Source organism: Candidatus Phytoplasma rubi, assembly GCF_026821955.1.
Taxonomy (GTDB): domain Bacteria; phylum Bacillota_I; class Bacilli_A; order Acholeplasmatales; family Acholeplasmataceae; genus Phytoplasma; species Phytoplasma vitis.
Genome location: NZ_CP114006.1, coordinates 365,841 through 380,353 on the forward strand (window position 1 = coordinate 365,841; position 14,513 = coordinate 380,353).

Here is a 14,513-nt window from a genome sequence, read left to right on the forward strand (position 1 = left end):
TATTAGTTCCTTTCGGGTAATTTATAACATACCAACATTTTAACATATTTGACTTTTGGATTTTAATTAAAACCATTTTTTGAACCAAGAAGTTACTTTATTAACATTTTCCTTTGCGCCTTTAATTCTTTGTCTTATGTCTTCTTTAAATACTGTTTTCAAAGGTTGAATTGCGGTGCTATAGGTAAAATCTTGTTCTTTGATATTTAATTCTTTTAATTTTTCTGCTTTTTGTTCTAATAGAACATTGTTATTTTCTAATTCTACTTTAGTTGCTTCATGGGCTTTTTGTTCGTCTTTTATTTGTTCTTTAAGTTTATTGATTTCATGACGGAGTTCGGCGTTTTCTTCAAGATATTTACCAGAGACGTTTTCTAAAGCTTTAATGGTTCCTTCGAGGGCTTCAATGTGAAGACCTTGTTTTACCCATTTGTCGATTTGTTGTTCTAATTCCTCGCTTAAACGGTTAATTTCATTTGCTTGTTCGTTGATGATTTGGTTTAGTTGGGTGATTTCTTGGTCTTTTTGGTAGATAGTTGCTTGATATTCTTTTTCTTTTTGTTGAAAATTAGTAGTTAATTGATTGATTTCGTTTTTAAGTTCTTGTTTTTCTTTTTGGGATAAAGCTTGATTGGTTATTAATTCTTGGTTTTTAGTTTCAATTAAGGATTTTTGTTCTTGAAGTTGATTTTGGAGTTGTTCGGTCATTTGGTTTTGTTCGTTGATTTGGTTGATTAATTCATTAATTTGTTTTTCTTTTTCGGTGTTGATTGTTTTTTCTTGGTGCAGATCAGTTTCTAATTGATTAATCTTTTGATCTTGGGTAAAGATTTCATTTTCTTTAGAACGGATTTTGTCGGTTTGTTGATTGATTTCTTTTTGGAGTTCTTGTTTTTCTTGTTCAGAAAGTTTTTGATTGTTTTCTAATTCTTCTTGTTTTTGAGTTAAATCATGTTCTAAATTAGCTTTTTGATTTTCTAAAGTTAAACTATTAATTTTTTCTTGTTGAAGTTGAATTTCTAATAAGTTTTTGGCTTTGATGATTTCTTCAGGAGTTAGTTGTTGTGTTTCAGTGGTTTTGGTAGTTTCTTTTAATTCCTCACCAAGTGGTGGTGTGTGTTGGAGTTGTTCTTGTTGTAGTAAGGTAGGTTCAGTTGTTGATTCAACTGAACCATGATCAGGGATTGTTAAGGTTACCAGTTTCACTTTCTTCTTGATTTGTTTCTTCTTTAGTTTTTTCTTCTTTAACTTCATTATTATTAGTTAAAGTTGATTCTTCATTTTGGATAATGGTTGGATTGAATGATTGTTGAATGGGTGGTGCTTGTAAGATGGGTGTTGGGGGATTTTCCATTTTATGGGTTAATTGTTGTGGTGGATTAGGGATTTTGGTTTCTTCTTGATAAAATTGGTAAAGTTCATAAGCAGTTGAAGCTAAAGAAATCCAAAATAAAGCTTTACTACCAATTTTAATGATTTTACCACCGAGATTCGCTATTTTGGAAGTAGCTTTTTTGTATGATCGTTTTAGTTCCTTTTTTGATAGTTTTTCTTGCCACTTTTTAACCAATGACCGACTTTTCCAATTCCGAAACAAATCCCGATGACGCTTAAAGTAGTTGCTAGATAATAACCTAATTTATTTTTCGGTGAAGGAGTATGATTAGGATCTTTATCATTACCTGTTACTTTATTATAAATATACTCGATAACTTGACGAATTGGTTGAGTGGCTTTATCGTATAACATTTTGGTTTTAGTTGCGGCGTTGCTCGTAAAAGTGTTGATTTGGTTTAAAACTTCAGGAAAGAATTTGAAAAGGGTCCAATAAATCGCCCCACCAATTAATAATAATGGGATACACCAAATAAGGATTTTAAAGAAAGTTTTAATGATTTTAAGACACCATTTTTCTTTTTTAGTTTGAGTTTCGATAATTATTTTAGGAGTTTGAGTTTGTTTTCTGATAATTATTTTATTAGATTTATTGTTTTTGGATTGATTTTTAGTGTTTTTATTTGTTTTTTTAGCCATATGATTTTACTTGCTTTCTTGATTGGATTTATTTTGATTTATCGTAAGTTCCTCTAAATTATTTAAATCTTCATCGAATTTTTCAAAATTACTTTTTGTGTCTTGTCGGAATGTATCGATTTCTTTTTCAATAAGATTAATTTTTTGTTTTAAATGATTGTTTTGAAGAATAATATATTCTTTTAAATTATGATTATTGAAGTTACAGAGGATAATTGTTGTTAAAGTAAAAATTATTAAACAAATATAAGGTGAATATTTTTGAATAATTTTCATTTTGTTTTCTCGCTTTCTCTTTGGTTTTAAAAGTTTTTTAAAATAAAAAAAAATCTAAATGAGAGTCTTTTAATGTTGGTGAAATTATTTTTGATTATTGTTTTGAGGTTTTGCATGATGTTTATCTTGGTAAAGGGATAAAGTTTTTCTTTTTGGGTTGAAGTGGAGGTGGAAATTAGTTAATTTGAAGTTAGAGTTGGAAACATGAGCATTACCAAGATAATAGTCTTTGTCGTCGTCTAATAAGTGTTTAGGGCCTTTGTATTTAAGGATTAAACAGTTACCGCTTGAGTCTTCTTTGAATTGTTTTTCTAAGTTGACATATACAAATAATTGACTATCAATTTTTTTGTCGAAACTAGAAAATTTAAATCCATTAATAGAGGTTTCCTCATAAGTTAATCCTTTATTGTTCCAACGATCGAAAGGATAACGGTCTTTGATGTAGTTGGCGAGGTTAGAGGGTTCTTTTTGAAGTTCGCGAAGATTATCGACCAGTTTTAATTCTTTTCTTAAACTTTCTTCTTGAGTTGGAAGAGTTTGAAGTTTATTTTTAATATCGATGATTTCTTGATTTTTATCTTTAATAGTTTGTTCGTATTTTTCAGGTGTTTGGTTTAAAGTGACTAATTCTTGTTCCAATTGAGGAATTTTATTTTCTTGGTGTATTTTAGTTAATTGCTGATTAATATAATTTAAATCAGATTGGATTTGAGAATAGCGACGATTGTAATAGTTAATTCCGTTTAAACTATCAAAGGTAAAGTTGGTTTCTGTTTTGGTTTCATCTTTAGGTTTATCTAAATATTGAAGGATTCCTTCGCGCCATTGGGCGTATTGGTTTTCACAAGTTGTTCGGCGTTGTTTTACTTGTTGATGATCGGGTTTTATTTTTAATTTTAGTTGTAAAACTTCTTCGATATCCGAAGGTAACATGACTTCATGGGTTTGAGGATTTTGTTGAGCCCATTTAGCGGTTTTTTTGTAAGCTTCTTCAATAATTGTCGTTAAATCACGGTTAGAGAGGTTTTTACCTTGACATAATTGGGTAATATCTTTTAAAGCTAAGAAAGTATGATAACTAATTTGATAAGGAACAATAATATGTTTTAAATAACCTTCAATTTCGGAATCTTTTAAATGACCGATATAGATTTCTTTACTGAAACGACTGCGTAAAGCGGAATCAATTTTGTGAAGATTGTTAGTTGCTCCCATTAAAACAATTTTTTTATTACTGCTATTAAAACCATCTAATTTATCTAATAAAGTATTAATAACATTAACTCCTCCTGAAGAAATATTGGAATCATTACGATTTTCTAAGCCTTCGATTTCATCAATAAAGATAATGGTTTTATCATGATTTTCGGCTTCTTGCCAAACTTTTCAACTTCTTTTTCCCTTCGCCAATGTATTTTTGTCGGAATTTGGAAGGAATTAAATTAATAAACATTAGCTTTCCCACAAAGCGCTTTGATTAAAAAGGTTTTTCCTGTTTGAGGGCCATAGAGTAAATAACCTTTGGGGCGGACTTGATCGAAGTTAATTAAGGATTGGTTCGTGCGAAAATAAGTTAATAAGTCTTCTAATTCTTCTTTTTCGGTTTCCATGCCGTAAACATCTTTGAATGTCACTTGTTTTTTAGTATGAGGAAGAGGTTTGTTTTCTTTTAAATGATTTAATTGATAGTTAAATTTTTCTTTGTTTTTCAAAAGCTAATTTTTGATCCGTTAAGAAAAGTTGAAAATCATTTAAATTTTTTAATTCAGTTTGATTTTTTCGATATTCTTTTTGAGTTTTTAATTCTTCAATTCTTTTTTGATTAGCTTCGACATAATTAAGCGCTTGATTTAATTGGGAAATTTGTTGTTGGAGGTTTTCTTGGGTTTGAAGTTGGGCTTTTTCTTGAGCTAATTTTTCTAATTCTTCTTGTTTTTCTTTTTGATTTTGGTTTAACGCTTTCCTTTGTTCCATTAAATTATTGACTAAGGCTTGTTGGGTTTGGAGTTGATTTTTCAGTTCTGTTAATTGTTGTTGTTTTTGGGATTTGATTGACGGATTTAATTGAGGGTTATTAGTTAATTCAGTTTGCAGAGTTTTAATTTTAGTAATAGTTTTAAAGTTTTGACATTTTCATCAATTTGATTTTTAAGGTTTGATCTTGTTGTTGGAGTTCTTGGATTTTGGCTTGTTCTAATTTGATTTGGTTGTCGATCTCTTGTTGTTGTGTTGATGGAGGTTGATTAGTTAATGTTGATTTTTAGTTGGTGGACGAGAATTAATAAAGCCAAAAATTAATAAAATCAAGAAACCTAAACTCAATAATCCGATCAAACTCAAATAAATTTTTTTGTTTAATGACATAGATAACCTCCTTTCTTAGGTGTTTTAAAGAAAATCATTTGGTTATTTTAAAATTAAAGTTTTCACTTTGTCTTTGATGGTTTTAGAAAGTTTGAAAGTGACTACTGTTTTGGCAGGGATTTTTAATTTTTTCTTTGTTTTAGGGTTTCTACCGATGTAGGCTTTTCTTGATTTTAATTTAAATTTGCCTATTTTAGGAAATAAAACTACTTCTTCGTTCTTAGTGATAGCGTTGATTAAATTATTTTCGAAGATATTATAAAATTCTTCAGTTTTAGTTACGGAAGTTTTGTTAGCTAAAGCGATTTTTTTAATTAATTCTTTTTTTGTCATAATTATTTGACTCCTTTTGTTTGATTTTTTTAATTGTTTGTTGGTTAGATGATTAAGTTCATTTGGTTGTTATGAAATCTTTTTTTTAAAAAGGTAAAGATTCATGAGGTTTATTATCTAAAAAGATCACGTTTTGAAGAATAACTTTAGTGTTAGTTTTAGTTTGACCTTCATTATTCGTGTATTTTTGGATTGATAATGTGCCTTCTACATATATTTTTGAACCTTTATGTAGGTATTTATTCATGTTTTCATTTGCATGAAAAGCGATACAAGGGATGAATTGGGTTTTATCTTTAATGTTAAGAGCTAATTGAAAATCGATTTTAGCGATTTGTTCGTTTTTTGAATTGATATATTGTTTTTCTAAATCATGGCTTAGACGACCGATTAATTGAACTTTATTTAACATAATTTTATTTTTCCTTCTTTTTGATATATTTTTTTATTTATCCATCAATAAAACTTTTGAAAACAAATGTATTGGACGATTATCTAATTTGTTGATGTTGGAATCGTTTATTACTGTTGTTTCAAAAATTTTATGCTTGGTTTTGATACAAAAAAAAGATTACTTTGGAAGTAATCTAGTTTTTATTTTTTTATTGTTTAAAATAACTAGTTTAACGTCATTACGGAAGAGCGATAGGTTTTAACGTTTTTTTAATTTTTTGATAGCGATGTTTTTAATATTTTCTACTTGTTTTAAAGATAAATTGAGTTTTTCAGCTATTTCGGTATTGGTATAACATCCTTGATAATCTTCGTTAATATTTCCTAAAGGAACACCAAAACTTAAATAGATAATTTTGAATTCGTTTTCACTTAATTTAGCTTTCATTTTTTTTAAAAAAATTTCATGATTAACTTGTTTTAACCATAATTGATGAGGGTTTAAATTATTTATTTGATATGGTTCATAAAACTCTTCTTTAAAAGAAAGATTATCAACTTTATGATTTTTTGGGGATTGAAGGTGAATGGCTTTTTCTTATTAGTTCTCTGATTTCCGATTTGATGGTTGGAGTAGCGTAAGCAATAAAGTCATAACCTAAATCTTCGTAATTATTGAGGGCTTTGATTAATCCTAAAATCCCTTCTTGATATAAATCTTCTTTAGTTAAAACTCGAGGATAATATTTAAATTGATAAACTAGTTTTTTGACTAATGGTAAATGAAGTGTGATTAATTGATTACGAATTTCTAAATTCTTTTTATTTTTTAAAAAATCTTTAAATAATTCTTGTTTTAACATTTATATTCCTTTCTAAAAACGTTTTTAGAAAAGATAAGAAATTATTTTTTTTAGTCTTTGAAACAAAAAAAGACTAACTTAATAGTTAGTCTTAAAGAATTTTTAAAAAGTAAAAAGTGTCTAAAGTTTTGGAACAGTTCAAACTAACCATGAGGAACAAATTGATGAAGCCATCAAATCAAGATTTACTTATAACATCGAAGTAAAACCTGGTAATAAAGAAGAAAGAAAACAGTTTTTAGAATTCATGATTAAAAAACGTAAAAATCCTTATAGTGAAGAAGCTAAACAATACTTATTTGAAATCATCAACGAAGCTTTAGAACACTTGCCTAAAAACCATCAATTCTTAAAAGCGAACCGAACTTTAGAAAACCTTTTAAAAACAACAGTAACCATCTTTGCTAAAAACCGAGGACAAGGTGAAACTAGAAGAAATGAAATCAATAAAGAAGACTTAAACCAAGTTTATCAAATGATAATTTCTCAAAACACAGAAGTATTAGATAAAATTGAAAACCATAATAAAGGAGGTGAATAATTATGTTATCGCCGTTAGACTTAATTAAAGGTTATTTTTCTTTTAAATCTTATTTCACTTGGTTTTTACTAGCAAGCACTATCTTTGGAATATTTATTTTCTTTAAACGAAAATACAACGAAACCAAAGGAATTAAAAAAAGAAAACAACTAAAACCAACTTCCAATTTATACATTCACACATCTTGGAAAGGCTATTTAATTTATTTTTTAATTATTATTATTATTTTAGTCTTTGGTTACTTATGTTTTTTTTATAAACCAAAAGATCCATCATCTAAATATGTCGGCCAATTAATCAATGAAATCGACAAAGCTATTGACAAATACGACCAAACCATTAATGATTACAAAGGACTCAAATCCGATTGGGAAGGCGAATTAAAGAAATGTGAAAAAGAATTAAAAACATTATATGAAAAACAAAAAATCAACCAAAAACAAAAAGAAAAAATCAAAAAACTTTTAGATCAAACTGAATTAAAAATAACTGATATCAAAACTCAACAACAAGAAAATGAAAAAAATATTTCTGAACTAAAAGAACAACTAAAAGAAAAAGAACAAGAATTAAAAAATAAAGAAAAAGAAAAAAAACTAACCGAAGAACAAATAGCCAATTCTACCAATTTAAGCGAAATTGAAAAGTTAAATATAAAACTAACCCAAATAAACAAAGAAATATCATCGTTAGTCGCTCAAATTTCACATCTTAATTCTCAAATCGGAATTTTAGAATCTAGAAAAGAAATGTACGAAGGAATGTTATCCGACGCCATTGAAATAAAAGATTCCATACAACGAGATTACGATAAATTGTCTTCTGGCGAACAAAAATTATTTTCAGAAATCAAATCTGAGGAAGAACGTAAAACCGAAATCCAAAAAAACATCGATGAAATCAACCAAAAATTAAATAAAATTGAAAGTGAACGAGATTTATATAATGCTCTAAAAGAAAAATACGGAGAAATGCACAACCGTATGACAACCTATGAAAAAGAAAATGAATTTTCTTTCGGTAATGCCTTTAAGTTTGGTTTCAAAGGTTTCGATAAAGTTACCGATTTATTTCCTGCCACATATGCAGTTAAAACGTTAGGAAAAACTATTAGTGTTACTAGAAAATTTGCTCAAGGCGTGGGTAAAGTTGGTATAGTTCTTCACGAAGGCCACCGTTTATGGCATATGTACAACGAAGTAGTCAACGAAAACAAAGAATCAGCGCCAATGATTACAAAAGAAACTTTAGACTCATATCTTAACGACATCGACCGCGATTTAGCCAAACTTGATGCTGACAAAAAAGATTACGAAAAGAAAATAGAAGAATATAAAAATCGTCGTGAAAATGATAAAATTTTAAGAGACGAAATCTTCAATGAAACCTCCCAAATAGTTGAATTCAAAAACAAAAAACAATCCGTAATCGCCGAATATCGAAAAATCATTAACGAATTAGATGAAAAAAGAAAAAAAATAGAAGATATTGATAAATTACGCATTGATAAATTTGCATTAGAAACGGACAAATTAGAATTCAAAATAAAAGAAAGAGATATAATAAGAGAAGAAATTCGTCAACAAAATCCCAACTATGCTCGCGCTCAACAACGTCTTAAAGACAAACGTCAAACTAAAATCCCTGAATTGATTCCAATCCCTAACAAATAAAACTTCTTTAAAACATTTAATTCATAAAAATGTATAATAGTGATATATTCATATTTTAATATTTGATAATAATCACTATTATCAGAAGGGAAATAAAATTGATGAATACTAGTAATTTTTTCAAAAAACATTTAGCAACTATTATTATTATTTTTATTATCGGAATCACCATTATTATTGGTTTTTATCAAGGAAGAAACAAAATTAAAAAAGAAAAAGAAGAATTATTTTCACCAAAAGAAGAAATAGAAAATGATGATTCAAAATTGAGTTCTTCACGACCTAAACGAGAAACTGAAAAACCTAAATTCATAACTACTAAAGAACGTTTTTACCAAATAAAATCTTATGTGTTTTCGGAAACCGACGATAAAACTTTATTACCAAAAAATCTTTCTAAAGAAGAAAAAACCGAAATTACAAAAATAAAAGACAATTGGAAATCATCGTTGAATTTGTTAAAAAAACAACAAAATCCAATTGATGAAGAAAATAAAAAATGCGATGATTTAAAAAAACAACTTGATCCATTACCACCTCAAATCGAAACATTAAAAAATCAATTAACACCATTGGAACAATATAAAGAAAATAAAATAAAACAAAGAGATAATTTAAGAAATATTGGAGCAAATTGGGAAAATCATCCACAAAATTCTGAACTAACCCAAATAAATAAAGAAATATCATCATTAGTCGGTCAAATTTCACATCTTAATTCTCAAATCGGAATTTTAGAATCTAGAAAAGAAATGTACGAAGGAATGTTATCCGACGCCATTGAAATAAAAGATTTCATACAACGATATTACGATCAAAGTGAAAGAGAATATCAAAATCAAATTGACTCTAAACTTAACGCCCTCTACCAAATCACCTCAGTTGAGGAATAAATAAAGTAAAAGGAGATTTAATTAATGTTAAAATTAAAAAAACAATTTAAAATAATAAATGTTTGTTTGTTTATTTTCTTGGGATTATTATTTATCGTTAACAATACAAAAGTAATGGCGATGAATAATTTAAATGATGAAATTTCAATAAACAATGAAATATATCAACTTTCATTAAAAAAAGAAAAATTATATAATAAAATTTTACATTGTGATAAATTGAATTTAAATACTATGAATTTAAAACAACAATTAAAAATTTTGGATCGAACAATTAAAAATCTTTATCAAAGGCTTGCGATGCTTAATACATTAAAAGATATAAATTACCAGGTTTCGCAATATTCACATGAACTTAATCAAGTAAAAATAAAACTTTTAAGTAGAACATATCAAGCAACAACAATTGAAGAATTGAATAATAAACACAAAGAAATCGTCCAAAAAATTAATAATTTGATACAAATATATATTGATTTACAATACAAATTAAATTAATTTCATTAAATCATATTATATAAAATAACCACTTTCCTTCCTTCAATCACCCTATGAAATCACCTCAGTTGAGGAATAAAAAATTAAAGGAGTTATTAATTAATGTTTAAAAGCAAAAATAATTTATTATTGATATTGATGAATATATTTATTTTCTTAGGATTTTTTTTAATAATTAATAATAATCAAATAATGGGAATGAATGAAGATATTCCTAGCACTAGCGATAATAATCAAAACATCAATAATTCATCTATTGAACAAAATATAATTAATTTAAAACATAAAATTTATCAAAATGCAGTTCAAAAAAGAAATATAGAAAAAGAAATACAACAATTATCAAATAATAATTCTATAAATAATGATCTTTTAGCGTTGAAAATAGAGTTAAAACAAAAAATAGAAAATTTAATTAATAATAATAAAGAACAATTAAAAACTTATCAAATACTTTTAAAAACTTTAAATGATGAAAATAATTAATTGTTTTTAATAATAATATAAAAATATTTAATTCTCCACAAAGACCCTCCAGGGTCTTTTTTATTTAACAACAACAAACAAATTGGCAGGCCATAATAAAAAGGAGGCGATCTAAAATGTCAAAATCAACCAAAATTCCCTTTATCTCAATATTTAATCTTTATTTTCTTTATAATTCTTTTTAATTTTTCACCTCATTCTATCTCTGCTCATTATTTCTTTCATCGTCAAACAAAATCAAACATTAAATTAGCTGACTACCAAACTCTCCAACAAGAATGGTTAGCGACTCAACCTCAATTCATCCGTCATGATATCCAAGTTTTTTCCAAAGAAAGTATCCCTGAAATCTTAAAATACTTTGATATCGAATCTTATCTTTATGATATTTCATCTCCTTCCTATAACCCCTACGGTTATGCTTTCTTCAAACCCAAACTAAAAAATCCTCCTCAAGGATTAATTAGTGTTTATTTCAAACCTAGAATCAATCCTTTTAACGAAAAATATCCTCATGAAGACGATGAATACACTTTAGAAGACCTTTTTAAATACGAAATCGCCATTGAAGAAGCTTTTGTCTTTTGGGACATCCAAGAAAAACCTCCTCAGGAAGAACAATCTCAAATAAATTTAGTAGTAAGTAACATCTTCGCTGATCAAAACAAAGAAGAAGTAATTAATCATTATTTAATAGAAAATAATATCATCAAAGAACCAAAATTAATTAAATTAGGTTGTTATAACGCAACTCCCCATACTGGTTTGGTCTTACCCTTACCATCAAAAAATTTCCATGAAATTGATATTGACGCTATTTATTACGACACTGGTATTAGAATCATGCCAGAAAGTGCCTCTAATAGAACTTACACAATTCATGATCTATTAAAACTATCAAACGGCGCAAAAAACATTTATCTCTTTACTTTTAACGTTCAAAAAAGAAAAAAAGTTATCTCATTACCTGACTCTTTTGAACCCTATCAAGCCATTCGTACTTGGAAACGTGAAAATAATTTATCTACTTTTCCTCCATTAATCAAAGAAGGTAAGTACGATGAAGAAATTAAAGAAGCTGAAATTTTTTTTGAAATTACTTCACCTTCCTATAAAAAATTTAATATCCCCTTTAAAGTTAAAATCGTTTCCCATCTTTTCGAAACCGATAATACGATTTATTTAATTCTTTGTGATGATATCTCTTTAAAAATTAAATTAGCTGAACAATATAGAACTAATTATATAAATTGGATAAATCAATGTTATATCAAATACGGTTGTTATTATTCAGGCGAAGAAGTCCGTAATAAATTCGGCCGTTCTTCTCGATGGATTTATAATGAAAATGGAACTAGTTATTATTATAAATATGTAGATGGTATTTTTTTTGATGATTGGTATATTGACGGAAATGAAACCGCAAAAACATATTATCAATTTTTAGATACTACCCGTCCTCCTCAAAAACCGAAAGAATTAGATATAAATCTTTAATTACAAACCAAGAACCCCTTTAAAGGGTCTTTTTTTTATTTAACAACACACACAACTTGGAAAGGAAATAAAAATCATGTTCATTAAAAAAATCTTTCAATCTTTACCTAGTAATCTCATCTTTTTCATTATTGCTCTACTTTCATTTATTCCAATTATCACCATTTATTATGTCATTAAATTCTATCTTTTCACCGTCAAACTAAGTATTCACCAACTAAACAAAGGAATAGTGGTTCAATTTTACCAATATTTAACCACGAAGTAACCAAATCATCATGTGGAATTTCATTAATACTTGGTTAACAAAGCTTAATAATAGCCTTAATACTATCAGTCATTATTTCTTTACTTATCAAAATCAATGGTTAAACTTAGTTTTATTAACGATTATCTTATTATTTGTCCCCCATCTTTTATATTTAATTGATTTTCTTTTTAAATGTCTTTATCACCTTTTTCGTTTCTTTTATTATTTAGGTAAATATCTTTTATTATTATTAAAGAAAATATTTAAGAAAGAATAATTATTATGAGAATCAAAAACTTAAATCAACGCACCAAATTATGGTATCAACACCGAAAAAAATACATCAACGCTTCGGAAATTGCTTCGATAACGGGTTTAGATCCCTTTCGTTCTATGGAACAATTAGTTCATGATAAACTCTTTGGCACCACTTTTACCGCTAATCAATATACGCTGCATGGACAAAAAAAGGAACCTATAGCTCGTAAATTTTTCATACAAAAACCAATTTAACTTTTGAAGACACCATTTTCACTGATGATCAAGTTAACCTTTTTTCCGCATCTTTAGACGGCTACAACGAAAAACATCAAGCTGTTTTAGAAATTAAATGTCCTTTTGTGAACGAAAATAAAGAAGTCTCATCCACTTGGACTAGTTTTTTAACCAATCCTCATTTAGAAAATATTCCTCAATACTACTGGGCCCAAGTCCAATGTCAACTCTATTGTTCTCAAGCGAACTTCGCTTACTTTTTAGTCTATTTTAATGACCAAAACTATCATGTGGTACGAATTTATCAAGACAATAACTTCATTAATAAAATGATTGCAGATGGTAAAAAATATTTAGAATTACTACACAAAACAAAACAAGAATTATCACAAACAACTTATTTAAAACGATTAAGTAAATTTAAATAATAATTAAAACCCTAAGACCTTCAAATCGAAGGTCTTTTTTTATGCCCAAATTAAGATTAAAAGGAGAAAAAATCATGAAATTAATCGTTTTTGAAGGACTCGACGGGAGCGGAAAAACTTCTCTTATTCACGCCCTTCAACCCCAATTAAAAACCCCTCATCAACTGTATCAAGGTTTAGGGAGTAGTTCTCTTGGAAAGGAAATTAGAGATTTATTTTTAAATTTTCAACAAGTAGATTACCTCACTCGTTTTTATTTAAGTCTCGCCAATATGACTCAAATCCAAGCGGAATTATTTAAAAACAACCAATTAATCATCTTAGACCGTTGGTTACCATCTACTTATGCTTATCAATTATTTCCTTTTTTCAAGGAAAAAAAACAACTTTCCCTTTAAAAAAGATCTTTAAGTTGAATCATGAAACTATCTTAAAAAAACCCGATTTATTAATTTATTTAGATATTGACCCTTTTATCGGAAGAACTAGAAAGAAAAAACAAATAAACCATCAAAGAGATCTGATTGAAAGACAATCCTTAACTTATTTTCAAACCGTTCGCCAAGGATACAATCATTATCTCACTCATTATACTAGTGATATTAAGAAATTAATCTTAAATGGTAGCGATTCTATCAAAACCAATGTCAAACAAATTATTAAACAAATAGGAGTACTATCAAATGGCGATCATAACTAAAAAAACCTGCCAAAATGGCAATACTTACATCTATTTTTCTAATGGAAAAATCAAAACCATTCATAAAGATGGCACCATTACCTGGAAAACAAAAAGAATTTTTAAAACTAACAAAACCAACAAAAGACCTTAATTTAAAGGTCTTTTTTTATTTCAAGAAAGGAATATCAAATGTTAAATAACCAAGATTTTTTTAATATTCAACAATTTAATACTAATATCCAAACTGTGGAAATCTTAAAATGTTTTTTTAACAAAGACACCTTTAATCTTTCTATTAACAAATATATGAAAACCAATTACCAACAATTAAATCATTATTTTAACCAAAATAACATCAACTCTCAAAGTCAAAAAGTAATCCGTGGTAAAATCAATGAATATCTTATTTTACTCTATTTTCAAAACCAAGGAATCATTCATTTATATCCTCAAGCTTATTTATTCTTCATCTCCGACATTAAATTTGATTTAGTGTTATTTACGAAAAATAAACGGATTATCGCTTTTAATTTTAAAACATGTCTTCGTGATCGCTATAAACAAGCCATGGTAGAAGGACAACAATTAAAAAAACTCGATACTCGTTTTGAATTTTATTTATTAACCAACAACGAACCAGAAACTCAGAGATTAAATCATAAAATCAATCAAGGAAAAGTCCAAGGCATTAATCAAGTAATTAACTTATTTTCCGATTCAGCCAACAATTTCTTACAAAACTTAATTACCCGTCAATTCATCCCTTTTTCTAACATTAACATCATTAAAAAATAAAAAAGGAGT

15 protein-coding genes and 5 pseudogenes are annotated in these 14,513 nt (G+C 27.4%); 13 read left to right on the plus strand and 7 right to left on the minus strand.

Going from position 1 to position 14,513, the window contains the following annotated elements; translation table 11 throughout:
• Nucleotides 1-66: 66 nt before the first annotated feature.
• The 7 genes and pseudogenes from RS022_RS01960 to RS022_RS02005 form a co-directional block, all read right to left on the minus strand.
• Nucleotides 67-1,254: a coiled-coil domain-containing protein gene (locus tag RS022_RS01960; protein ID WP_268850174.1), complete on the minus strand. Its 1,188-nt coding sequence runs from the start codon at nucleotides 1,252-1,254 to the stop codon at nucleotides 67-69.
• Nucleotides 1,178-2,034, minus strand: a pseudogene (locus tag RS022_RS04245) (hypothetical protein). The gene RS022_RS01960 and the pseudogene RS022_RS04245 overlap by 77 nt, the downstream one beginning before the upstream one ends.
• Before the next feature lie 6 nt (nucleotides 2,035-2,040).
• Nucleotides 2,041-2,310, minus strand: a complete 270-nt coding sequence (locus RS022_RS01975) for a hypothetical protein (protein ID WP_268850177.1) — start codon at nucleotides 2,308-2,310, stop codon at nucleotides 2,041-2,043.
• 84 nt (nucleotides 2,311-2,394) lie between these two features.
• Nucleotides 2,395-4,677 (minus strand): annotated as a pseudogene (locus tag RS022_RS04250) (AAA family ATPase).
• A 42-nt stretch (nucleotides 4,678-4,719) separates the two neighbouring features.
• Nucleotides 4,720-5,010, minus strand: coding sequence for an HU family DNA-binding protein (locus RS022_RS01995; protein ID WP_268849608.1), 291 nt, complete (start codon nucleotides 5,008-5,010; stop codon nucleotides 4,720-4,722).
• 85 nt (nucleotides 5,011-5,095) lie between these two features.
• Entirely contained in the window at nucleotides 5,096-5,422 is a 327-nt protein-coding gene (locus RS022_RS02000; protein ID WP_268850180.1) for a single-stranded DNA-binding protein, read from the minus strand.
• Nucleotides 5,423-5,662: 240 nt separating this feature from the next.
• A pseudogene (locus RS022_RS02005) lies at nucleotides 5,663-6,266 on the minus strand (sigma-70 family RNA polymerase sigma factor).
• Nucleotides 6,267-6,408: 142 nt separating this feature from the next.
• Here RS022_RS02005 and RS022_RS02010 point away from each other — a divergent pair.
• From RS022_RS02010 to RS022_RS02070, 13 genes and pseudogenes are all read left to right on the plus strand, one after another.
• Nucleotides 6,409-6,807: pseudogene (locus tag RS022_RS02010) on the plus strand (ATP-dependent Zn protease); the annotation flags it as partial.
• A 2-nt stretch (nucleotides 6,808-6,809) separates the two neighbouring features.
• Entirely contained in the window at nucleotides 6,810-8,480 is a 1,671-nt protein-coding gene (locus RS022_RS02015) for a DNA double-strand break repair protein Rad50 (protein ID WP_268850181.1), read from the plus strand.
• Between the two features lie 101 nt (nucleotides 8,481-8,581).
• A complete protein-coding gene (locus tag RS022_RS02020; protein ID WP_268850182.1) occupies nucleotides 8,582-9,373 on the plus strand; it encodes a coiled-coil domain-containing protein in 792 nt (263 codons plus the stop codon).
• 24 nt (nucleotides 9,374-9,397) lie between these two features.
• Nucleotides 9,398-9,871, plus strand: a complete 474-nt coding sequence (locus RS022_RS02025) for an SVM family protein (protein ID WP_268850183.1) — start codon at nucleotides 9,398-9,400, stop codon at nucleotides 9,869-9,871.
• A gap of 102 nt (nucleotides 9,872-9,973) precedes the next feature.
• A complete protein-coding gene (locus tag RS022_RS02030) occupies nucleotides 9,974-10,357 on the plus strand; it encodes an SVM family protein (protein WP_268850184.1) in 384 nt (127 codons plus the stop codon).
• A 162-nt stretch (nucleotides 10,358-10,519) separates the two neighbouring features.
• The gene (locus RS022_RS04300) at nucleotides 10,520-11,854 is read left to right on the plus strand and encodes a hypothetical protein (protein ID WP_268850198.1); all 1,335 of its coding nucleotides are present in this window, start codon (nucleotides 10,520-10,522) and stop codon (nucleotides 11,852-11,854) included.
• Nucleotides 11,855-11,930: 76 nt separating this feature from the next.
• Entirely contained in the window at nucleotides 11,931-12,122 is a 192-nt protein-coding gene (locus RS022_RS02040) for a hypothetical protein (protein WP_268849666.1), read from the plus strand.
• A 10-nt stretch (nucleotides 12,123-12,132) separates the two neighbouring features.
• On the plus strand, nucleotides 12,133-12,381 hold the full coding sequence (locus RS022_RS02045; protein ID WP_268850185.1) for a hypothetical protein: 249 nt from the start codon (nucleotides 12,133-12,135) through the stop codon (nucleotides 12,379-12,381).
• A gap of 5 nt (nucleotides 12,382-12,386) precedes the next feature.
• Nucleotides 12,387-13,027, plus strand: a pseudogene (locus tag RS022_RS02050) (YqaJ viral recombinase family nuclease).
• 74 nt (nucleotides 13,028-13,101) lie between these two features.
• Entirely contained in the window at nucleotides 13,102-13,425 is a 324-nt protein-coding gene (locus RS022_RS02055) for a dTMP kinase (RefSeq protein WP_268850186.1), read from the plus strand.
• Nucleotides 13,426-13,439: 14 nt separating this feature from the next.
• Complete coding sequence (locus RS022_RS02060; RefSeq protein ID WP_268850187.1) at nucleotides 13,440-13,727, plus strand: nucleoside/nucleotide kinase family protein; 288 nt, start codon at nucleotides 13,440-13,442, stop codon at nucleotides 13,725-13,727.
• Nucleotides 13,711-13,860 (plus strand): hypothetical protein, encoded by a 150-nt coding sequence (locus tag RS022_RS02065; RefSeq protein ID WP_268850188.1) that lies wholly within the window; start codon nucleotides 13,711-13,713, stop codon nucleotides 13,858-13,860. Before RS022_RS02060 ends, RS022_RS02065 begins: the two co-directional genes overlap by 17 nt.
• A gap of 38 nt (nucleotides 13,861-13,898) precedes the next feature.
• Nucleotides 13,899-14,504, plus strand: coding sequence for a hypothetical protein (locus RS022_RS02070; protein WP_268850189.1), 606 nt, complete (start codon nucleotides 13,899-13,901; stop codon nucleotides 14,502-14,504).
• Nucleotides 14,505-14,513 lie beyond the last annotated feature (9 nt).

What these genes read in the sequence shown, in the direction of transcription:
- RS022_RS02040 (WP_268849666.1), top strand. Translation starts at nt 11,931, where the DNA reads ATGTTCATTAAAAAAATCTTTCAATCTTTACCTAGTAATCTCATCTTT.
- RS022_RS02000 (WP_268850180.1), bottom strand. Translation starts at nt 5,422, where the DNA reads ATGTTAAATAAAGTTCAATTAATCGGTCGTCTAAGCCATGATTTAGAA.
- RS022_RS02020 (WP_268850182.1), top strand. Translation starts at nt 8,582, where the DNA reads ATGAATACTAGTAATTTTTTCAAAAAACATTTAGCAACTATTATTATT.
- RS022_RS01995 (WP_268849608.1), bottom strand. Translation starts at nt 5,010, where the DNA reads ATGACAAAAAAAGAATTAATTAAAAAAATCGCTTTAGCTAACAAAACT.
- RS022_RS02045 (WP_268850185.1), top strand. Translation starts at nt 12,133, where the DNA reads ATGTGGAATTTCATTAATACTTGGTTAACAAAGCTTAATAATAGCCTT.
- RS022_RS02030 (WP_268850184.1), top strand. Translation starts at nt 9,974, where the DNA reads ATGTTTAAAAGCAAAAATAATTTATTATTGATATTGATGAATATATTT.
- RS022_RS01960 (WP_268850174.1), bottom strand. Translation starts at nt 1,254, where the DNA reads ATGAAGTTAAAGAAGAAAAAACTAAAGAAGAAACAAATCAAGAAGAAA.
- RS022_RS02015 (WP_268850181.1), top strand. Translation starts at nt 6,810, where the DNA reads ATGTTATCGCCGTTAGACTTAATTAAAGGTTATTTTTCTTTTAAATCT.
- RS022_RS02055 (WP_268850186.1), top strand. Translation starts at nt 13,102, where the DNA reads ATGAAATTAATCGTTTTTGAAGGACTCGACGGGAGCGGAAAAACTTCT.
- RS022_RS02070 (WP_268850189.1), top strand. Translation starts at nt 13,899, where the DNA reads ATGTTAAATAACCAAGATTTTTTTAATATTCAACAATTTAATACTAAT.
- RS022_RS01975 (WP_268850177.1), bottom strand. Translation starts at nt 2,310, where the DNA reads ATGAAAATTATTCAAAAATATTCACCTTATATTTGTTTAATAATTTTT.
- RS022_RS02025 (WP_268850183.1), top strand. Translation starts at nt 9,398, where the DNA reads ATGTTAAAATTAAAAAAACAATTTAAAATAATAAATGTTTGTTTGTTT.
- RS022_RS02065 (WP_268850188.1), top strand. Translation starts at nt 13,711, where the DNA reads ATGGCGATCATAACTAAAAAAACCTGCCAAAATGGCAATACTTACATC.